Below are 22237 nucleotides of genomic sequence, written 5' to 3'. Positions count from 1 at the left end.
GGGTTTTTTTGTATGGATGATACACATTGGACAATAAATCGCGAAAAATCGTAGAATTTTATCTTTCGGAATTACTGAATCATGTCAAAAGTGTTTCCGAACATCGTTTTGCACCACTTGAATTCAGTATTACCAAAAAAATAATCGTATCCATCGGACAAGCGCAAGAGCCGGTTCGCCAGGTTGAATCTTTTCTCAACGTGGCATCGCTCCATCCGGTTGCCACGTTTTTGCGTAGTAACCTGGAGAAATTAGAAAAGTCCGGCTACAAGATGAGCCAGATGATCACGACGCTCGAAAATGATTCCGAGCGGATCATTCAGATGTTTCAAAAGATTTTAGAAACACCCGGTTCACAAGATCAACTCAATAGCGATTTACAAACCATCGGTTTTTCGCTCGATTTGCCGGCCTTACGAAAAACGTATATCAAGCAAGAAGATACGCCGTCTCCAACGGAAGGGACGCCCAAGGATGAGGTAAAACCGATCTCCGCTGACGTAAAAGCAGAACCCACTGCTTCACCTGTGGTTAAAAACGATCCCTCTTTTTCTCGCGATACCTCCCGTGTAGAGCCTACCCATGAAAAAACATCGGTGACGTCCGCATCACCGCAATCTTCGCTACTGGAAGTTGCGCCTATAACGCAATCCGAAGCGTTTGATCATGTGGGTGATATGATCGGATTCCTGTCACGGCGTACAAAAAAACAACCTGAAAAATCGGTTGCACAAACTGTTCAATCAACCGAAAAAAATGAGCCGAAAGGAAACATAAATGCTGTCCGGTCGGTTTTTTCTACGGACCGATTGAATAGTGCATGGGAGACGTTGCGGGATAATCTGACACGGCCTCGATTTCTGATAAGCATGGCTGATGGTTTGTCGCAACTCAGAGCGGAGGCCGCCACACAAAATGCAATGCCATTGTCCGAGGCGACCCAGCGGATCGAAGAAACGCTGAATGCGATTGCGGATAATAATCACAAACCTCTGAACCCAGAGGCCTTAGCCGTGTTGCACGATTTAATTCAACAGGTCGAAAACAATAAATCAGATTTAAAATCGCTAGCACCTGCAGAAATTTTGCGGCTACAGCAACGGTTTACCGGTTCATTTAATTTGGAAAAACCTGCAGAATTGCCGGTTCAGGTGTCAAGTTCAAGTGCACAGTCTGTTTCTGAAAATGAAATCGCTATTGATCGTGTTGCGATACAAGACGATGACTGGAATGTATTTGCCGAAGATGTGCGGTTTAATTTAGAATTGGCGCAGTCGGCGTTAGCCCGTCTTAAAAAAGCTACGCATGACACCGAAGCAATCAAAGATCTTTTGCAGGTATATCGTGCCCTGTCGACCAATACGCGGTTATTAAAAATCAATTTACTGCACGGCCATTGTGACGCGGTCTTCCAGATTTTCAAACAAGTAGTTTACTCGCAAAGCCCTGTCGTTGCGGAATTGATCACCCTTGTGACGCGATCGACGCGCAGTATCGAAATTTTAGTCAACGGGCAAACGATTCAGTCCGATGAATGGCGATGGCTCAGTGATCAATCGGTTCGTTTTTCGGATTATAAACAAGCCACGGCATTTGTAACACCCGCTAAACCGACTGAGATAAGCGCCGCACCATCTGAGCATACAAAAGTAGTTGCGCCAGAAGTTATAAAAACGGAAATAAAAACTCCCAAAGAGTCTTCAAAACCGATATCCGATCCGAAGTCCGTAGTAGCACAAAACACGGACTGGCTTGAGGGATTTCAGTCGGTCGTTGCAAAATTTAACGATTCTCCGATTGCGCAACATATCAAAGCGGAAAAAGTTGAACCCATTGAAAAAGATACCAAGGATTCGACTTTACAAATCGAAGAAGAAACGCGTACACAAAGTGTAATACCTACGAAGACTATTTTGCCGGCTGTTGAAGATAAACCTAAATTTGTCGCTGAAACCGTTGTACAAAACAAGATCGATGTAAAACCGGCGGAAGAGATAAAAAAAGCAGCCTCTGATAAAAAAGCAGATGATCGTCAGTCCATACTCGCTTCGCCGGTCACGGATGACACTAAAACGATAGAAATCGAAGTTCCCAAAGCCTTATTAGCTATGATGGCAGCCGGTGATGCCGATGATGAATTGAATGGGTTACGTATCCCTTCTTTTGCCGAACGCCTTAATACGGAACCCAAAGATATCATCACGGGCGGTCGCCGTACGGTCAAGAAAAAAAGAAGCGAACTTCCCAAAGAGCAGGTAAAGCCCGTTCCCGAAAAGACATCGGTCAAGGAAGCGCTCAAGACAATGACGGTAGTACCGCCGCTGAAAACTGAAAAAGTCGAATCATCGGTTGTCGAAGGAAAACTGATGTTGGAAGAATCAGCTTTTGATACGGTGGATCCTGAAATTTTGGATATTTTTAATCAAGAGGCCGCCGAATATTTCAAAAAATTTGATACGGCGTTCGCCCGCCTGAAGCAATCTTTAGTTGACGACGTGGCTATTCGCGATCTGGAGCGCACCAGCCATAGTCTCAAGAGCTCGGCGCGTATGCTTGGATTTGAACGTATCAGCGGTTTGTCGGCGGCCGTAGAACTCATCACGGAACGGTGCGTTGAAAAAGAAATATCAGTTGATGCGACGATAGTCACGTTACTGGAGTCCATTACTACAGCTCTGCGTTCGATTGCGGCCCGAAAAGCGGCGGATGTAACGCAGGTGGTGCAGCAGTTGTTTGAACTGGAAAATTCGCTTAATGCCTCAGGTACTTTTACAGGCGCCATTCCCGGCAGCGCATCATTAGCCAAACATAAAGGCATTGAAACTAAAGTGCCGGAGAAGAAACCCGAACCCGTTATCGAACCCGTAAAACCGGCCGAGGTTTCTCAACCTGCTCCCAAAGAAAATTATTTTTCGAAACTCGGAATTGATGAAGAGATCGTCGATATTTTTAAAGAGGAAGTATCCACCTATTTCAAGCTTATCGGGGCCGCGCTAAGTACGCTGCGAAATAATATGACGCATCGGCAATCCATGCGCGACATCGAAAAAGCGGCGCATAGCCTTCGCAGTTCGGCGAAAATGCTGGGCTTCCAAAAGATAAGTAACCTTGTCAAACCGATGGAAACGGTCGCCGAAAAAATGAATGAGGGCGAATTACGCGTCACATCGGAACTGATTGACCTTTACGAGACGAGTATTGAACGCCTAAAACAGCTTACGGCCGGTACGGATGTTGATGTGGACGATGTCGTGGGAAAACTTCAGAGTTATGAACAAAAAGCACCTGAAGCCACCGATATCAAACCCGTCAATGACGAGGACGTCCGTGCGCGTATCAAAGCTGAGCTTACCCAAGAGATTAAGTTAGATAAAGTACCGGAAAAAGCGGTGACTCCGAATGAAAAAGTAATTTCAGAAAAGAAAACGGAAACCAAGGTAAAAACGGTCAAAAAACCGGTAAAAGCTTTTGATGATGTACCGATCGAAAAAGATGCGATTTTGAAAAATTTGCTCAAGAGTGGACCCCAATTATTGGATGAAATGTTTGAGGCAACCCAGCATGGCGTATAATTTCTTTAAATTCCATAGGTGCAGGCTGCGGATACTGCTCACGATTGTACTGGTGAACAGTTTTTCAGTGTGGGCTGCGGACAAATCCGGCGTCATTCGAAAAGACGAAACATGGGAAGGCGTGATTACCGTTACCGGAGACGTCACGATACCGGAGGGTATTACTGTGCGCATACGCCCCAATACCTTGATCCGATTTATGGCGAACCAGGATGATGAAGCCGGAGGAATTGACGTTGCAAAGTCTGAACTGATTGTGGAAGGCATTTTACGCGCCGAAGGTCAGGAAAAATTTCAAATACGGTTTACCTCCAGTAATTTCACCGATCCGGGTGAGAAGGGAAGCACACTTCAACCTCAGGCGGGCGACTGGTACGGTTTGATATTTCGTCGGGGTGAAGACCGCAGTATTTTATCGAACTGTGTGATAGAGTTTGCCTACGACGGTATCACCTGTATCAACTCCGCGCCGCGTATATTTCGTAATCGTATCGAAGGAAATTATTGGAATGGTATCCTTTGCGATATTATGTCCACACCTAAAATTAACAACAATCAGATACAGAATAACGGTTACGCCGGTATTAACGCCAAAATAAATTCATCGCCAAGTATCAATGCCAATGAAATCACGGGCAATCGTTATGGTGTTTTAGTGCAGGACGTCTCTAAACCGCTGATCGGCGATACACGGCTCGGCGAAAATAGCGGGAAAAATGCTATTTATAATAATCTGGAGTTTAATCTATACAATCATACCAAAAATGTCGTTTACGCACAACGTAACGACTGGGGTGATAATTTTAACGCCGATCGCTTTATCCATGATGATGATGAGAATAACAAATTCGGTCTCGTCGTATTTACGCCGGTGTACAGCACGGGTAACATATCTTATCTGGAGTTTAAAAATATCGCGGCCGATGCACCGACGGATACTAAAGCAGAGCAAGAAAAACGTCGCAAAGAAATCGAAGATTTAAAAAGACAATTGGCTCAGGCAAAACCTACAGATAAAGCCGGCGGGGCAGGGTTAACCGAATCGGAGCGGCAAAAACGAGCCGAAGATGCACGTAAGGAAAAAGAGCGTTTAGCTTTACTTGAAGAACAGCTCAAACAGCAGGAGCAAATTCGTATTGAGCAAGAACGCCGTCTTGCATTGCAAAAGCAACAAGAAGAAGATCAAAAGAAAACGGCGGCAGCGGCTACCGTAAAACAGCCTGTCGTGACCGTAAACAAAGAAGCCGCTGCAACCATAACGACCACTACTCCGGATGCGTCCACGACTAATGCCGCTTCCGCAGGAACTGCGCCTAAGCCAGTAGAATCTAAGCCTGCGGCACCGGTCTTTGTGCCCACAAAGATGGCCAATGAGTTAGATAATAATCCTAAAGCTCTTCAAAAAGTCAGCCCCGTCATGCCTGATCTTGCTAAAAAGGCTAAGCTGAATGGCACTGTTTCGATGCGTGTACTTGTTGGAACAGATGGAAAGCCTGAAGAAATTTACGTTTCCAAACGCATTGGTAACAAAGACTGGGATCAGATGATCAATGACGCCGCGATCGCCGCTGTGAAGCAATGGCTATTCGAACAGGGTTTGTCCGGTGGTGTGCCGGTCAAATATTGGACTGTGGTAACAGTTCTAATGAAATAAGCAGAATTATTTTTTTATTTTTCGCTTACAGCCGACGGAAGCATTTTAAGGTCTGGCCTCCGCACCGGTTTGAATCCACAATTTGATAATGTTCATTTGAGCTGCCGACAAATAAGGCCCACCATCCGGCATACGTTCTCCAACTGTTTGTGTACCCATAATTTTATCCACAAGATAGCTATTTGCAGTATCCGACGGTACGACGCGCTTTAATGTCGGTTCGATAGTACTTGTGACATTGATCAATTGGGTATATGCATTACCCACGGACAAGTTAAGCGATCCCGCAGGGGAAGAGCCGGAGTGGCAACCGACGCATTGATCATTAAATATAGACTGCACATCTGTCGGTACTAATAACGTCGGCTGAGATTCCTCTTTCAATTCGCCGCATGCCGATAACAAAATCATTACAAAAACGAGTAACGAAAATAATTTGATTTCTTTTACCATTTGAATTGCCTGTATATGTTAAATCCGAAGTGAAAATTCCAGCCCTTATTGTATAATGCATTCTTGGTAATAGTTGAACTTCCGGGCAAATATTGAGTGGTATGCATCGTTTGGGTATTGGAAACTAAAAGCTGAAATACGTGGAGGCGAACTTTGTATGAAAAAGCAAGGCTCCAATTATCAAACCTGCGATCGTTTGAAAACGAATTTCCTTTATAACCTCCGAGACGGGGAATGTATTCACCTGAAATCGCATAGCCTCGGCCTATCAGATATTCCGCCCCCAGTCCTATAGCCGTAGTAGCCCGCGTATCGCGATAGGCTTGGGTTGTAGTATCATTGATCGTTTTGGTGATCGTAGCATTGTGATTGCTTTTAAAGGCGATTCCGGGCACTACGAGTATGCTCAGGTTGTCAAATGGGCGGCTACCGATCATCATTTGGAGATTAGGTGAGAATTTATGACGCGCGGGCACGTCATCCCGGCTAATCCAGTCTACGCTTCCAAAAAAACCGATATCCGTCGGAAAACGTTCGTTGAAATGAAACGGCACGTATTTGACGCCCAATTCAAAATCTTTATTGGTTCCAGTACGCCGAAGCAGAATATCCGCATTATTCGTGACAGCTATGGAAAGGTTGATACTTGTTATAGCACCTGCATCCATGCCAAAAAAACCTCCATACGTATTTCCTCCGTCGGGACCGCCGTTGATCAAGCCAAAACGGTGCATGATGCGAAATTCCGCACTACGGTTACCCAATGTTTGTGTCGTGGGCATATTGATCAATTGTGTAGCCAAAAACTTTGGTATGATCTCTGAAGCAGGATTTTGAACAATCGAGCTATTTTGATTTTCCGCAGGCCATAAGGCCGGATCAAATGAGACGATCCATTCTCGTATGATTTGCAGTTCAGAAGAACTTAACGGAACATCGTCCAGCGGCATGGGATCATCCGCAAAGGGTAATTCGTTCGGTTGCATTGCTACTTTTCGATAAAGGTAACTGGATTCCGGAGAGTTGGGTTGAATGAGATGTAAGCCGGGATTGCCGTTACTGGGAACATTGACGATCTGTGCATAGAGATTGCGATCAAGCCGTAGACCGGCCACCGGTTCATCACCACCGTGGCAAGAAATGCAACGCGAAGTAAATAAGGATTTTACGCTGTTGAATTTTTCGATGTGATCTAAATCTTGGCCGTTGGTACTTTGGGCTTGTGTGATACATAGAACAAAGATCGTAAGAAATACAGAGCGTGTGTTGGTCATAGCTAATCGTGTTTGTTTAAAAAAAAAGGTAAGCCGTTTAACTTACCTTTAAAACATATAATAAACTCATCATGAGGTCAATACCTAAGTAGCGCTCCAAAATCACCCATGATACGCATGCGCGAATTTTCATTGGTGGTTTCTACTTTACATCCTTGCATATAAGCAAAAGTAATAGCCTCTTCGACGACATCTTCGACGTTGTGTGCTGGTCCGGAACAGATCGGGCAAGTATCGTGTTTGCCTTTTTCCTCAGGAGTACCTATGAAAAAACATTTATGACAAACAAATCCCGGCGCCTGATATCCTTTCGTCACTACAAGCGTGCTTACGCCGCCTTTGCGGAGGCTTTGCAGAGTAGGTTGTAGACCAAAAATTCCTTTACCGCCGTTACTGGCTTCGCCGCGTAATTGTTCGATAATTTCTTTTTCATGGGCGGCTTCGGCTTCTTCGGCGATCGTGTACGCTTTGCCCAAAACTTCGTTGAGCGATGCCTCCGGATCAATCACGATGTGGCCGACAATTTTTTTACGAACCGGGGCGGAGAGAAGAGACTCGAACTGTGGTAGGAAATTTTGCCGTCCGCCGAGGATAAGCCACATATGGTCGCTGTGATCGAAGACTTTTTCAACCTCGGTCGCCACAACCTTAAAGTGTTTATGAACAGATTCATCGTGCGCTCGCTCGGCATTACGCTCTTGGGTGCCATCCACGCCGCCAAATTTGGTTTTGCCGGTTATCGCATGTTCGACAGACCACACTTCACGAACGAAACCCAGATTGACATCAACGATTTTAGCTTTGCTGCTATCAACGAGAGCGATGGCATAGTGACGGTAATCGCATAATAATTCGCTTAGAATGCGGATATTGGGATCAAAATCGGCATTGAGATGATTGGGAACCGGTTGAGGCAATTCGAGAATTTCCCAGAAATGCGTAGCGCTGCAGCTGAAAATGGCCAATCCTTTTCCGGAATCTTTGCTGACAAATTCGTGCTGGATATAATTTTCAATTCGAACAAAATCATCTTCGAGCGATTTGATCTGTTCCTTGGATATTTTTTTATTCTTACGAAATTCATCCAGACGATGGCGACGGTCTTTCAGCAGATCTTTCAGAGCGATTTTGTATTGACCGTGTTTCTGTGTATGATCCAAATTGAGATATAAACTGGTGATAAAAAAATCTCTGCTGCCGATTTTAGATAACCGTTCGATCGTTTTTTGGCTTATCATGGAGACCTCCTACGGTTTTGGCGTTACAGAGTAAACCGTAACGCAGTGGTAAGTAGCAAAGCAAAGAACAAATAATTCAGATGATCATTCAGTTGTACGAATACCCTGAAACGACTGACGACGTGTCAACTCGGCCTGAACCCAAAGATTCATATCCTGGCCGGTTGTGGACCACCGGGGAGCGATTTGCATATCGCGCGGGGCATCGCCATATAATCTTTGAATGCAAATGTTAGGAGACAATTTTTCAAGAAAATCACATACTAACATGCCATATTCGTGTTGCTCAAACACAGGGAAAGGTGACTTTTTGTATTGAAAGGCGAGTGGCGTTTGGGCAACAATGTGGAGGTTGTGAATCTTTATAAAATCTACCGGTAAGCGATTTATTGCATCAGCCATCGCAAGCATCTCGTCCCGTGTTTCGGTCGGAAAACCGAGAATAATATGTGCGGCCACATCCAAATTACGTCCCGCACTCATTTCGACCGCGTCTATAAAGCAGGCAAAGTCATGTCCGCGATTTACCCATTGTAATGTTTTATCGTATATGGATTCACAACCGTATTCGATACTGACGTAATGAGTTTCGGCTATGGACTGTAAAAGCTGGAGCTTTTCTTCGTCCACACAATCGGGACGTGTCCCAACGACAAGACCGATAATATCCGGATGACGGAGGGCTTCTCGGTAGAGCGTTTCGAGTTCGTCCACCGGCGCATACGTATTGCTATAGGCCTGAAAATACGCGAAAAACTTATCCGTTTTAAAACGCTTTTTCATTGCATCAATATGGTTGGCTATCTGATCGTGCACCGGCGTTGAAGGCTTAAGGTATTTTTTTACACGATAAATCTGCGAAGCCGGGCTGAAACCGTCGTTGTTACAATATGTACATCCGCCGGAAGCCACCGTTCCGTCGCGGTTGGGGCATGTAAATCCGGCATCCACCGTAACACGATGAATCCTTTGACCAAAACGCGAACGAATGTAATGATTATATGAAAAAAAACGTTGTTCTTCGGTTATGAAGGGATTTTGACCCGGAGGAAATTGAAAGCGTTTTTGTATTAAAGTAGGCGAAGTGGTCATGCGTGTGAAGTAATGTCTTCATCTAAATATACGACGCACTTTTAGCGTTCGCAAGGGAAACCGACCGTTCACGGGTATTATAGCATAAATTTTTACAATTTCATTTTCGAGGTAACATCATAAGCGTTAAAATTTCAATAACTTGAGCTGCGAGGCGAAATAAGCTATGGTTGTGATTAATCTCTTAAATTTGTAATTTCAGATCGGCCTTAATGAGCGTTGTCATCATCAATGATTTTAAAAAAGTAATTAACGAATGCCCGCTTCGTTACAGCATTTGATCAAAAATCTCTTTGTCAATTTGTGTATGGTGATGGTATTGAGCTTCTTCGAATTACATTCGCAGTCGTCGGTACGTATTGCCGTCGCTAGCAATGTAAGTCCCGCAACTAAGGCTTTGATGGCGATATTCACGCAACAAACCGGAATTCGCGTAGAGATCATTTCCGGCGCATCGGGTAAACTTGCGACTCAGATCGAACACGGCGCACCCTATGATATTTTTTTATCCGCCGATACGGTATTTCCAAATATTTTATATGAAAAGAAATTGACGCGTATGCGCCCGCGTTCATATGCCCAAGGTCAATTGGTCGCTTGGTCTGTTAGGACGCTTTACTCCGACGATGCAATGGGTTCTGTTGACCAAGCCGAAATTCGTCACATTGCTATCGCTGACCCTGCATTGGCACCATACGGTAAGGCCGCCATGGACGCGATGAAAAAATCCGGAAAGTACGAACGCGTGAAGGATAAACTGATTTTCGGTGAAAATATATCCCAGGTGAATCAGTACATTACAACCGGAACGGCGGATATAGGGTTGACAGCGTTGTCATCAGTATTGAGTGCACCGACGGGTTTGAAAGGATACTATCGTATCGTTGATTCGACACTGTATAATCCGATCATACAAAGTGCTGCTTTATTAAGTGATAAGTCGGAGGCCCGGCAATGCTTTGAATTTATTTATTCGGATACAGCCAAAGAAGTTTTTGTGAAATTTGGTTATACAAGAATTCATGAATAAAATTAAATGTCATATCGTTGCTATTGAAACCGAAGCATCATTGTCTTTGGTGACGATGCAAAGCGCGAACGCTCAGTTAACAGCCGTTATTATCGAAACACCTGAAACGGCATCGTATCTAAAACCGGATATACAAGTGTACGCTGTGTTTAAAGAAACCGAAGTGAACTTATTACCGCAAGAATGCCGGCACGGTAGTATGTCCAATCAATGGGCAGGAACAATTGTTCATATTCGATGGGGTAAACTTTTGACAGAAGTAGAAGTACAAACTGCGATAGGTACTATCCGATCGGTTATCACTACAGAAAATGCCAAGCGTATGTCGTTGGAGGAAAATCATAATCTTGAAGTATACGTGAATGCGCAAGCGGTAGCTGTTTGGGAGGACGCGTAGCATGATGGATTGGGCGCCTTTCTGGCTGACGTTCAAATTGGCAAGTTGTACGACGGTATTATTGCTGATAGCCGGTATTCCGTTGGCTTACTATCTCGCATTTACTAAAAGCAAATGGCGCATACCGTTGCAAACGTTGGTAAGCATGCCTCTGGTATTGCCTCCATCGGTATTGGGATTTTATTTGCTGATCGCGTTTTCACCAAAATTTTGGTTTGGCGCTGCGATCGAATCATGGTTTGATGTGCGCCTTGCCTTTTCATTTACGGGACTTCTTATCGGTTCGTTTATTTTCAGTTTGCCGTTTATGGTTAATCCGTTGCGTACGGGTTTTGGTTCAGTGCACCGATCGTTGATCGAAGCGGCACAAACATTGGGGAAATCAAGAGGGGAGATCCTATATCATGTTCTATTACCCAATATGCGTCCGGCTGTCGTTTCGGCGTCTATCATGACGTTTGCGCATACGGTAGGCGAATTTGGCGTTGTACTAATGATTGGCGGAAGTATTCCTGAAAAAACAAAAGTGGCCTCTATCGCGCTATTCGAAGCCGTTGAACAAATGAATTATTCGATGGCCCACACCTATGCTCTTGTGTTAGTAATTTTTTCATGGTGTGTGTTATTCGGTATTCATGTTATCGAGTCCAAAAATAATGCCGGAGGCCGATAATGCTGTCCATTGATATTAAAAAAACGATTGAAACCTCCTCCGGGCATGTCGTTATGGAAATACGTATGGAGATTCCTGCGCATGAACGTTTAGCATTAACCGGCGTGTCCGGTTCCGGAAAAACAACCCTTCTTCGTATGCTGGCCGGACTCACTGAACCGGATAGCGGTCGCATTTATTGGCAGGATCAACCGTGGTTTGATTCCGAAAAAAAAATCAATCATCCTCCCGAACGACGTGCTGTAGGATTTGTATTCCAGGATTATGCATTGTTTCCCAATATGACGATATATGAAAATCTCGCATTTGCGTTGAGTGAACCCGATGATGAAGCGGTCCGGCGAATGTTGCAACTCACCGAACTGGAGGGTCTTGCTTCGCGAAGACCTGATACGTTGTCGGGCGGTCAAAAGCAACGTGTTGCTTTGGCGCGAGCATTGATTCGTAAGCCGGTACTTCTCCTAATGGACGAACCGCTAGCCGCAATGGATACGGCGTTGCGAAAAAAAATGCAGCAAGAGATATTGACCCTGTGGAATGAAGCGCCATCGATGATGGTTTGGGTAAGCCATGACATGGCGGAAATTTGCCGCTTATCAAATCGGGTTTGCGTTTTGGATAATGGGCGAATGGCTAAGCTGGGTAATCCGATGGATGTTTATCATGATAAACATTTAAGCGGAAAGTTTAGAATGGATGGTGAAGTTGTGGGCATGGAACCCAACGATACGATATTTATTCTCACGATCGCATCAGGGGAGCAATTGATTCGCGTTGTAGCAACGGCCTCGGACGTCGCATCACTTCAAATCGGTGATCGCGTTACCGTGGTTTCCAAAGCCTTTAATCCAATCATTATAAAACAGAATTGACGATTAACGCTGGCCCTGAATAAAAGCACAAGCTGTTTCTACGTCCGCTTTACTTCCGATGATAAGAGGAACTCGTTGATGTAAAGCCGTGGGTTCGATTTCCATGATGCGCCGATGTCCGTCGGAAGCGGCTCCTCCGGCTGCTTCAACGATCATGGCTAAAGGATTGGCTTCGTATAATAAACGCAATTTCCCTTCAGGATTGGAACGATCTGCCGGATAAAGGAAAATACCGCCATAGAGTAAATTGCGATGAAAATCGGCAACCAAAGATCCGATATAACGCGAGGAATAGGGGCGTTTATCGGATTTATTTTCTTCTTTAAGATATGCGATGTAATTCCGAACACCGTCGTGCCACTTGTTCGAATTGCCTTCATTGATACTGTATATTTTTCCGCGTTCGGGTGTTTTTATGTTTTCATGCGAGAGTATAAATTCGCCGAGCCCCGGATCCAGCGTGAAACCGTGGACACCGTGACCGGCCGTGTAAACAAACATCGTACTGGAACCGTAAATAATATAACCCGCGGCGACTTGCTGGACACCGCTCTGGCGGCAGGCTTCTTTAGGGTTGGAAGAGGAGTCTTTTTTTAGGATAGAAAAAATCGTGCCCACGCTGACATTGGCATCAATATTGGATGAACCGTCAAGCGGATCAAAATTGACGATATACTTGCCGTCGGGGTAATTATCATCAAGCGAAAGAGGATGTTCCATCTCTTCGGAACCCAGCATAAAAATTTCGCCCCGTCCGCCGGAAATAATTTTGACCAGCATGTCGTGGGAAAACATATCTAACTTTTTTACCGCTTCGCCGTGAACATTTTCGCCGCCAGCCAGTCCGAGCAGGTTGACTAATCCGGCACGATTGACTTCCGATGAAATGATTTTACCCGCGAGCGCAATGTCGGAAAGCAGACCCGTCAATTCACCCGATGCCTCGGGGTGCAGGCGTTCCATGTCAATGATATGTCGCTCAATGGTTTTAAAACGGTTAGGCATGTTGCAATCCTGATGAATTAAGATGTTTTTTAAATCGTCGTATCAATCAATAACCGGCCGCTTCGCCGGATTTGCCGGTAACGATTTTTACGCTGGCGCTTGCGCCGATACGCGATGCGCCCGATTGAACCATTTGCAGTGCATCTTCATACGTACGAACGCCGCCGGAGGCTTTGACGCCCATGTCTTGTCCGACGACATGCCGCATCAGTGCAATGTCGGCCGCGGTAGCGCCTCCTTTGTTGAAACCGGTCGAAGTTTTAACGTAAGCGGCGCCGGCTTCTTTGGAAAGTACGCAGGCTTTTATTTTTTCTTCATTGGTAAGAAGGCATGTTTCTAAAATCACTTTGACGGGCACTTGGCGACCGGCATGACGCACCACAGCGGTGATATCTTTTTTGACCAATTCGTATTCACCGGATTTGAGCCAACCGACATTGATCACCATATCCACTTCTTGAGCACCGTGCGATACGGCGATTTCAGTTTCTAAAGCTTTGGCTTGTGTGCTCGTAGCGCCTAAGGGGAAACCTACGACGGTGCACACTTTGACGCCGCTGCGCGCCAGTTTTTGTGCAGCGCGTTTGACCCAGCTTGGATTGATGCATACGGATGCAAAACAGTATTTGGCCGCTTCTTCACAGAGTTGGTCGATTTCTTTCGCCGTGGCTTCGGGCTTGAGCAACGTATGATCAATCATTCGCCCGACACGTTCTTTTTCGGCATCGATGCCGAGCGCAGCGGAAATGCGGCACGCACCGCATTCGACGAAATTGTTATAGATCTCGGCTTCCGTTGCTGTATTGCATGCGCAGGCTTCGCTTGGGGTCGCGGGCTTATTGATGCGGCAATCGCATGCAGGTTCGGATACGGCGGCAACTCCTTTGATATCCGCAAGAATGCGATCAATTTGGTCAGCGATGATTTTTTCTGTGCTCATGAGTTTATTGGTATTGTTTACGAAGTATGGAAACAGCTTCATCTATTTGTTCAAACGTAAGATCGCGATGGGTGACAAAACGTACTTTGCGTTCCCCGAATGGAATCGCCAAAATACCTTGCGAACCGAGATGATCTACTACACGTTGCGCATCTAAAGCCGGATTCACAACATCAAAAATAACGATATTGGTTTGCACCGTCGTGACGTCTATTTCAAAAGGCGGCAACGCGGATAATGTTTCAGCTAAAATTTGGGCCTTACGGTGATCGTCTGCGAGATCATTGACATGATGTTGTAATGCATATAAGCCGGCCGCGGCGAGAATACCGGCCTGGCGCATACCGCCGCCCAATGCCTTGCGGTAATAGCGCGCTTGTGCGATAAAAGATTTATTGCCAACCAGCACAGAGCCTACGGGCGCACCTAAGCCTTTAGACAGACAAAGAGACACGGAGTCGAATAAAACACCGTAGGTTTGCGGTTTGATATGGCTTGCTACACACGCATTCATTAGACGAGCGCCGTCTAGATGCAAAGGGATATGGCGTTGACGTGCCAGATCGGAAATCTGCTTTACAGTTTCAATCGGATAGATCGTACCGCCCGCGCGATTGTGCGTATTTTCCAAAGCGATCATGCCGGTGGGCGCGTTGTGGATATCCGGGCCATTGATGGCTACCGCGATCTGCGAAGCGGTAAGAATACCGCGTTGTCCGTGCAGGGTTTTGGTCATGACGCCGGAAATCATGGATGAGGCACCGCATTCGTATTTAAAAATATGCGCATCGGCCTCAATGATGATTTCGTTAGCAGGGCGTGTGTGTGTTTTAATTGCCAATTGGTTGCCCATCGTACCGCTGGGGACGAATAAACCCGCTTCATGGCCCAACATGTGCGCCACAGCTTCCTGTAAGGCATTAACTGTCGGATCTTCTCCGAAGACGTCGTCGCCAACCTTGGCAGAGGCCATCGCATCCCGCATAGCCGGTGAAGGCTGGGTTACCGTATCGCTGCGTAAATCAATCACGGATAAATAAGAATTGGTTAAATTTTTATAGAGAATACGATTTTAAAAAAATTTAAACAAAAGATTTTTTCATATCACGGCTATTGATAGTCATCCTGTGTTTTGGTAGTTTTAACCGCACGTCTGGATGTCATCAAATCAGGAATGCAATGAGTTCACCCTTGATCGGTCTCACCGGAGGTATCGGATGCGGCAAAACGGAAGTAGCGCGTATTTTTGAACGGCTCGGTGCGATAGTGATTGATGCCGATCGGCTTGGCCGTCATGTCGTGGAGTCGGATGCGGCGGTTCGATCGGAAATACGACGCGCGTTTGGTGAAGCTTTTTTTGATTTTCAGGGCCGCTTGCAACGACAACTGTTGGGGACGTTTGTTTTTTCAAATCCCGAACGTGTCAAACAACTCAACGCCATCGTGCATCCGCATTTACTGCAAGCCATGCGTGCTCGGATTGATGAGACGCAAAAAAATAATCCGCCGATGATATTGGTAGATGCCGCATTGATTTATGAAGCCGAGATAGCCGATACCTTTGACAAGGTGATCGTCGTGACGGCGGATGAAAAAATACGCATGACACGGATAATGGCACGGGATCAGATTCAATCGGAAGACGCGATGTTGCGCATACGTGCACAAATGCCGATCGAAGAAAAAGAACGTCGCGCCGATTATGTGTTGACCAACAATACATCTTTGGTTGATCTTAATCGAAAAGTAGAAGCATTATTCGATACGTTGGTGAATAATAACAAGCGGTAAATTTATATTTAAAACGTACCTTAGCGCATGGCAGTTCCACATCATCGCACAGATCTCATCGAATACGCAATGATCGAACAATTGCTGAATGTCGGCAAACGCGGGAAGGGTGCGCTTTTCAAAGAATTATTAAATTTGTTTCAAAAAAATGCGCCGCCCAGTATTGCTAAAATTAAATTATTTCTGGAACAGCATGACGGATTGAGTTTAAGTCATGAAGCACACAGCCTCAAAGGTTCCAGCGCTAATTTAGGCGCAAAACATCTTGCAGAAATTTGTCAAACCATAGAAGTTTTAGGTAAAGAGAATCGTTTGCAAGAAGCCTCTGAAAAAATTTCAGAATTAGACAGGGTTTATCTTGAATCGTTGGAAGAGTTGAAAAAATTAATTCCGGTTTAGGTCGGCGAAATTAGAATTACAGTGATGTGTTTTAATAATAAATAACTTCGGGAGTGCACATGGAGCGATTTACGGGACTTCTCGGTGTAGCAGCGATCATCGGTATTGCTTTTTTGGTCAGTAATAACAAAAAGCGGGTAAACTGGCGATTGGTTGGCATGGGTTTTTTAATCCAGATCGTCTTTGGCATACTTGTGATCAAAGGCCATGCTTTAGGATTTCCATTTAATCTCGTAGCCGTAGGATTTGAAAAAATAGGCGCCGGCATTGTTGCGATCTTAGGTTATACGACTAAAGGTGCACAATTTGTTTTTGGAAATCTCGCATTGAGCCCGGGAACGGAAGGCAGCATGGGTTTCTTTTTTGTGTTTCAAGTTTTACCTACGATCATTTTCTTTTCTTCGCTAATGTCGGTTCTTTATTATCTCGGTATCATGCAAAAAGTAGTGCAAGGTATGGCTTGGGTAATGGCCAAACTGATGGGCACGAGCGGAGCGGAATCGCTTTCCAATACAGCGAATATTTTTGTCGGTCAAACCGAAGCGCCGCTTATGATTCGACCATTTATCAAGACCATGACCAATTCAGAACTGTACACCATCATGGTCGGGGGTATGGCAACGATTGCCGGTGGTGTGATGGCCGCCTATATCCAGATGCTGGGTAAATCGTATGCCGAAGTGCATGGCGTAGGTGTCGAACAAGGTCAGATATTATTTGCGACACAGCTCCTCGGCGCAAGTATTATGGCAGCCCCGGCCGGGTTATTGATTTCTAAAATTATTTTTCCGGAAGTGGAGGAACCTGTGACGAAAGGTTCCGTCAAAATGGATGTTGAAAAAAATGCATCCAATGTGATCGAAGCTGCGGCCGGCGGAGCGGCCGATGGCTTGCAACTGGCGCTCAATGTCGCCGGCATGCTTTTAGCTTTTATCGCGTTGATCGCTTTGATTAATGGTTTAGCCGGATGGATCGGCGGGCTTATTGCGGTTCCGGATCTATCCCTACAAATGATTTTTGGTTATGTTCTTGCGCCGATCGCGTTTATTTCCGGTGTGCCGTGGAGTGAAGCCATGCAGGTCGGCAGTTTACTTGGAACGAAAATCGCATTAAACGAATTTGTCGCGTACTCCGATATGGCCGGCATGATCAAAAGCGGGCTGCTTACTTCGGATAAATCCATCATGATTGCTACGTTTGCGTTATGCGGCTTTGCCAATTTTTCTTCGATAGCTATTCAGATCGGCGGTATATCACCATTGGCGCCGGAGCGTCGAAAAGATATTGCGGCCCTTGGATTGCGGGCTGTGCTCGGCGGTGCATTAGCGACATTATTAACCGGAACGATCGGCGGAATTTTGCTCTGAAGAAAGTGTGTTCATGAATTTGGAAAAATGGCGCCGTTATAAAATACATGTAACGGCGTTTCTTTTAGTATTTATTCTCACCGCCGTGTTCGGAGCGCCCCAACTTGCGCATTATATGATCCGAACTAAAATATCCGAAACGGCGGATCGCCTTGCTGCACGCACGGGTTACCGTGTAATGATCGACAGCCTTGATTTTCCGGCCGCCTCTCGATTAACCGTGCAGTCGCTTGTACTGATCGGTGATTCATCGCATGCTTCCGGTTATAAAGAATTGCTGCGATTAGAGCGAGTGACATTGGATTTTTATCTTTGGGGATTTCTCACCGGTAATTATATCCGCGCGTTGCAGATGGACTCGGTTCATATTGTTTCTACACGCAGTTTGGACGGTCAGAATAATTGGCTGCAATTTTGGCAATCGTGGCGAGGTCAAAACATTCCGGTCGACACCAATGCCAAGCCGCAAGTGAATCTGATCGAACGCTGGGTGACGGCGTATCTGGACAAGAAATTACCGTCAATAGAAATCCGCCACGCATCATGGATTCATCTCGAAGAACGAACGGTGTGGAAGAAACGTAAACCGGTATCCGAATGGGGTGAAAGCCTGCGGCTGGATGAGATGCACATCAGCCTTAAAGAAAGCCTGTTTCGGGATGCTGAATTTGATCTGACCGGTACGGTATATCGCGGAAAACAAAAAAATGGTGTTACGATATCCGGCACCATGGATCACCAAGATCATGCGCTTTATGTCAAAAGTTTTTTTGATTCCGATTTCCGAATTCCTTTTTTGGAAAATTGGACCGATGCCGTGATTGCGCTCAAGGGCGTTGAATTTAAAATACACAGCATCGAAGGATACGGTAATCAGAATACGCTCAAAGCCAAACTGGATATTCAAAACCTCGATATTGTATCGGAATCGCTTTCAGATGAAAAACTAAAAGATATTAACGTCGGTTTTGATCTTCATATTACAGCGGACCCGGACAGTATCATTATTCACCCCGAAACACGGGTTTACCTCAATACGATTCATGCCTTTTTCTCCGGTGTAGCCAAACCATTTAGAAAATTTCCCGTGTGGGACGTCACGATGAGAATGCCGCCCACAACAATGGATGATTTTTTAAGTTCGATACCTAAGCCGATAATACGTCGCTTAGACGGAATGCGTGTAAAAGGTCAATTTGACTACCAAACACGGTTTCGACTTGATTTGGCGCAGATTGACAGCATCCGGTTTGATCCCGCATTGCATATCAGCAGCGATTTTAAAGTGGAAACGTACGGCGATTCCATTCATGTTTACGCATTGCGCGACACGTTTTTGTACCATTTTAAAACCGAGATGGAAAAGGACAGCATGATATGGGTTGGTCCGCTAAATGCATACTACATGCCGTACGACAGCATACCGCCGTTGGTTATGCAGGCTGTCATTGCGTGTGAAGATAATTCCTTTTTCAAAAATGACGGATTCAATGTGCTTCAGATCGAACGTTCTATGCGGGATAATATCCGTGAAAAAAAATTCGCACGCGGTGCCAGTACGATTTCGATGCAACTGGTTAAGAATATTTTTCTGAGCCGTGAAAAAACGATTAGCCGCAAATTCCAAGAAATGATGATAACCTGGCTGATGAATCACGACCTGGCGCTGGATTCGCTGAAAAAAAACAAAGAAAAACATAAAAAACGATTGATGGAGATATACCTCAATATCGTAGAGTGGGGGCCCGATGTGCACGGCATCGCGCACGCGGCGGAATTTTATTTTAAGAAAAAGCCGAAAGAATTGACGGTACCAGAGGCCGCGTTTTTGGCTACGATATTGCCTAATCCCAAAAAGTATGAACGCTATTTCGAATCCGGCAAATCCAAAAAGAAGCACCAGGATTTTATGAACCTGATCGTGCGTATGCTGGAAGATAAAAAAGTAATAGATTCAGTGGCTATGCAGGCGGCCATTCCGGTTACATTTACGGTGCGCGGTTCGGCACAACGATGGATTAAAGACTATGCCCTGCATGATTCGACGGACAGCGATGTGGAATTTTCATTGCCAACGATCAGAGAATAAAAATTTTATCGGACAATACGAATGAATCAAATAATCAATGGAACGGGGGCATCACTACACGGTATCGAACAATCGGGGATCATCGGCGATGGGTCTTCATCAGAGGCCTGCCGTGATGGAGCGATTCAGGTGTACGTAGCTTTTCGTAATAAAATCAATATGTCTTGTACCCTTGAGGAGATTCATTCTTTAGACGGGCTTCATGACAGTGTTGCCATCAAAATACAATCTTCGCGGATATCGCCTGCGGAAATCTATGATCGCCTCGCTTCAGGCCAACCGTCCATTATGGGATATATTTCACAAAATTCATTTCATCTTGATTTCCGTTATATTCGCGAAGAAGAGGTGTCGGATTTGCTTCGTAGGTTAAAAATAGTATTAGAAATAGAGTCCTAGAACCAGTATGTTTATACATTATTTTATGGAGAAATAAATATGAAATCATTCATAGTATTATTGACGGTTATCGCTGTGATCGTATCTTCGTGTGGCCCCAAAAAAGCAACTCAATCAGATATGAGCAAACTGGATGAAGCGCGTGCTAAAACGGAAAAAGCAAAAGAAAATTTGGCTAATACTCAAAATGCCCCCCAGATGGCCGCCGATGAACTGGCCAAGAAGAAAGACGAAAATGAAAAATCTAAAGATGAGCTGCGCAAAGTGCGTGCTAATCTGAAAAAGATGGGTCAATGGGCCGATTATTTGCCGTTCAATAAAGAAAATAATACTCTTTTACTGCCGGGCGGGGTTACGCGCACTATTCGTAAAGAAATAACGGATACGGAAGTATTGACCCAGCTCAATGCTATGCTTGATGTGCAAGCAGTCAAAAACGATAAAGATCATCATGCGTTAACCACATGCATAGGTGGATTTGAGACATGCCTTAACGGGAAAATTATTGTTTTATATTTTACCAAAGATGATGCCGGTGCGTGCAAACGCACATGGTATGAAACCGAAAATAACTGCGATTAAATTCAGGAGAAATACGACATGAGTTTTCGAATTGAAACCGACAGCATGGGTGAAGTACAAGTCCCGTCGGATCGTTATTATGGCGCTCAAACGGCGCGCTCACTTTCCAATTTTAAAATAGGCGGCGATCGCTTTCCGCGTGAAATGATACGTGCACTCGGCATTTTGAAAAAATCTGCCGCGATGGCCAATCAGGAATTGGGGGCGTTGACCAAAGATAAAGCCGAATTGATTATCAAAGCCTGTGAAGAAGTGATTGCCGGAAAGTTGGATGATCATTTTCCTTTGGTTGTATGGCAGACGGGAAGCGGCACACAAACCAATATGAATGCAAATGAGGTGATTTCCAATCGCGCTATTGAAATTTCCGGCGGCACGATGGGCAGTAAAAAACCCATTCATCCTAATGATGATGTAAATAAAGCCCAGTCGTCCAATGATACATTTCCGACGGCCATGCATATCGCCTCCGCAGAACGCATCGTGCATCACTTGATTCCCAAAGTAAAATTGCTTCGCACGACACTCCAACAAAAGTCGGATGCGTTTAAAGATGTGATCAAAATCGGACGCACCCACCTCATGGATGCTGTTCCGTTGACCCTGGGGCAGGAGTTTTCCGGTTATGTCCAACAACTGGATAACAATGTCAAACGACTTGAGCATGTACTCGACGGATTATACGAACTGGCTTTGGGTGGTACGGCGGTCGGAACAGGGCTTAATACGCATCCTAAGTTTGCCGAAACCGGTGCAAAACATATCGCACAAATTACGGGCCTGCCGTTTCGCAGTGCGCCGAATAAGTTTGAAGCATTAGCGGCGCATGATGCGATCGTGTTTGCGAGCGGCGCAACTAAAACATTGGCGGCATCGCTGATGAAAATAGCCAATGACGTACGGTGGCTGGCTTCCGGCCCGCGCTGTGGGATCGGTGAAATATCTATACCGGATAATGAACCAGGAAGTTCCATCATGCCCGGTAAAGTCAATCCCACGCAGTGCGAAGCTATGACCATGGTGTGTGCACAAGTGATGGGTAATGATGCCGCGATCAATGTTGCCGGCGCTTCAGGTAATTTTGAACTAAACGTATATAAACCGGTACTGATTTTTAATCTTCTGAATTCAATTCGTTTACTTGGTGACGCCTGCGATTCGTTTAATGAACATTGTGCAGTCGGTATTGAACCCAACACCAATGTGATCAAAAAACATCTGGATAACTCCCTCATGTTAGTTACCGCTTTAAATCCGCATATCGGTTATGATAATGCGGCCAAAGTCGCTAAGAAGGCGTTTCATGATAATATCACCCTCAAAGAAGCGGCAATTCAATTGGGTTTGTTAACGTCTGAAAAATTTGATGAAGTTGTTCGTCCCGAAAAAATGATTAACCCATCCTAAGGA

At 45.2% G+C, this 22237-nt stretch carries 20 protein-coding genes; 13 read left to right on the top strand and 7 right to left on the bottom strand.

The features are described from left to right. Positions 1–26 precede the first annotated feature (26 nt). Both HUU58_00195 and HUU58_00190 read left to right on the top strand, forming a co-directional pair. Positions 27–3572, top strand: a complete 3546-nt coding sequence (locus HUU58_00195; GenBank protein NUN44073.1) for an Hpt domain-containing protein — start codon at positions 27–29, stop codon at positions 3570–3572. 52 nt (positions 3573–3624) lie between these two features. Next, a complete protein-coding gene (locus HUU58_00190; GenBank protein ID NUN44072.1) occupies positions 3625–5226 on the top strand; it encodes an energy transducer TonB in 1602 nt (533 codons plus the stop codon). A 45-nt stretch (positions 5227–5271) separates the two neighbouring features. Here HUU58_00190 and HUU58_00185 read toward each other — a convergent pair whose 3' ends face one another. The 4 genes from HUU58_00185 to HUU58_00170 form a co-directional block, all read right to left on the bottom strand. Beyond that, complete coding sequence (locus HUU58_00185) at positions 5272–5679, bottom strand: hypothetical protein (GenBank protein NUN44071.1); 408 nt, start codon at positions 5677–5679, stop codon at positions 5272–5274. Then, positions 5673–6953 (bottom strand): hypothetical protein, encoded by a 1281-nt coding sequence (locus tag HUU58_00180; protein ID NUN44070.1) that lies wholly within the window; start codon positions 6951–6953, stop codon positions 5673–5675. The genes HUU58_00185 and HUU58_00180 overlap by 7 nt, the downstream gene beginning before the upstream one ends. A gap of 77 nt (positions 6954–7030) precedes the next feature. Next, positions 7031–8191: a hypothetical protein gene (locus HUU58_00175; protein NUN44069.1), complete on the bottom strand. Its 1161-nt coding sequence runs from the start codon at positions 8189–8191 to the stop codon at positions 7031–7033. A gap of 84 nt (positions 8192–8275) precedes the next feature. Continuing rightward, positions 8276–9283, bottom strand: coding sequence for a TIGR01212 family radical SAM protein (locus tag HUU58_00170; protein NUN44068.1), 1008 nt, complete (start codon positions 9281–9283; stop codon positions 8276–8278). 256 nt (positions 9284–9539) lie between these two features. On the opposite strand from HUU58_00170, the gene modA reads away from it, so the two are divergent. Genes modA through HUU58_00150 form a run of 4 tightly spaced genes read left to right on the top strand, consistent with a single transcriptional unit; the run spans position 9540 to position 12255 of the window. Next, entirely contained in the window at positions 9540–10313 is a 774-nt protein-coding gene (modA, locus tag HUU58_00165) for a molybdate ABC transporter substrate-binding protein (protein ID NUN44067.1), read from the top strand. After that, positions 10306–10710: a TOBE domain-containing protein gene (locus HUU58_00160; GenBank protein NUN44066.1), complete on the top strand. Its 405-nt coding sequence runs from the start codon at positions 10306–10308 to the stop codon at positions 10708–10710. Before modA ends, HUU58_00160 begins: the two co-directional genes overlap by 8 nt. Before the next feature lie 4 nt (positions 10711–10714). Beyond that, positions 10715–11383 carry a molybdate ABC transporter permease subunit gene (modB, locus tag HUU58_00155; GenBank protein ID NUN44065.1) on the top strand — a complete coding sequence of 223 codons (669 nt, stop codon included), beginning with the start codon at positions 10715–10717 and terminating at the stop codon, positions 11381–11383. Next, positions 11383–12255, top strand: coding sequence for an ABC transporter ATP-binding protein (locus HUU58_00150; GenBank protein NUN44064.1), 873 nt, complete (start codon positions 11383–11385; stop codon positions 12253–12255). The genes modB and HUU58_00150 overlap by 1 nt, the downstream gene beginning before the upstream one ends. A 3-nt stretch (positions 12256–12258) precedes the next feature. Here the strand turns inward: HUU58_00150 and fbp are convergent, their stop codons facing one another. The 3 genes from fbp to HUU58_00135 are packed head-to-tail and all read right to left on the bottom strand — an operon-like array spanning position 12259 to position 15230. Then, positions 12259–13260, bottom strand: a complete 1002-nt coding sequence (gene fbp, locus HUU58_00145) for a class 1 fructose-bisphosphatase (GenBank protein NUN44063.1) — start codon at positions 13258–13260, stop codon at positions 12259–12261. 46 nt (positions 13261–13306) lie between these two features. Continuing rightward, entirely contained in the window at positions 13307–14200 is an 894-nt protein-coding gene (gene deoC / locus HUU58_00140; GenBank protein ID NUN44062.1) for a deoxyribose-phosphate aldolase, read from the bottom strand. Between the two features lie 4 nt (positions 14201–14204). After that, positions 14205–15230: an aminotransferase class I/II-fold pyridoxal phosphate-dependent enzyme gene (locus HUU58_00135; GenBank protein ID NUN44061.1), complete on the bottom strand. Its 1026-nt coding sequence runs from the start codon at positions 15228–15230 to the stop codon at positions 14205–14207. Between the two features lie 149 nt (positions 15231–15379). Here HUU58_00135 and HUU58_00130 point away from each other — a divergent pair, with 149 nt between their 5' ends. The 7 genes from HUU58_00130 to fumC all read left to right on the top strand — a co-directional run bounded on the left by HUU58_00130 (position 15380) and on the right by fumC (position 22234). After that, the gene (locus tag HUU58_00130) at positions 15380–15991 is read left to right on the top strand and encodes a dephospho-CoA kinase (protein ID NUN44060.1); all 612 of its coding nucleotides are present in this window, start codon (positions 15380–15382) and stop codon (positions 15989–15991) included. Between the two features lie 69 nt (positions 15992–16060). Then, complete coding sequence (locus tag HUU58_00125; GenBank protein ID NUN44059.1) at positions 16061–16390, top strand: Hpt domain-containing protein; 330 nt, start codon at positions 16061–16063, stop codon at positions 16388–16390. A 59-nt stretch (positions 16391–16449) separates the two neighbouring features. Then, positions 16450–17757 carry a NupC/NupG family nucleoside CNT transporter gene (locus tag HUU58_00120; GenBank protein NUN44058.1) on the top strand — a complete coding sequence of 436 codons (1308 nt, stop codon included), beginning with the start codon at positions 16450–16452 and terminating at the stop codon, positions 17755–17757. Positions 17758–17770: 13 nt separating this feature from the next. Then, positions 17771–19846 carry a transglycosylase domain-containing protein gene (locus tag HUU58_00115; protein NUN44057.1) on the top strand — a complete coding sequence of 692 codons (2076 nt, stop codon included), beginning with the start codon at positions 17771–17773 and terminating at the stop codon, positions 19844–19846. 21 nt (positions 19847–19867) lie between these two features. Beyond that, entirely contained in the window at positions 19868–20245 is a 378-nt protein-coding gene (locus tag HUU58_00110; GenBank protein NUN44056.1) for a hypothetical protein, read from the top strand. A 39-nt stretch (positions 20246–20284) separates the two neighbouring features. Beyond that, a complete protein-coding gene (locus tag HUU58_00105) occupies positions 20285–20827 on the top strand; it encodes a hypothetical protein (protein NUN44055.1) in 543 nt (180 codons plus the stop codon). 18 nt (positions 20828–20845) lie between these two features. Next, the gene (fumC, locus tag HUU58_00100; GenBank protein NUN44054.1) at positions 20846–22234 is read left to right on the top strand and encodes a class II fumarate hydratase; all 1389 of its coding nucleotides are present in this window, start codon (positions 20846–20848) and stop codon (positions 22232–22234) included. The last annotated feature ends 3 nt before the right edge of the window (positions 22235–22237 follow it).

This window comes from bacterium (assembly GCA_013360215.1).
Lineage (GTDB): Bacteria > CLD3 > CLD3 > SB21 > SB21 > JABWCP01.
This window is presented reverse-complemented; position numbering and strand designations above follow the sequence as displayed.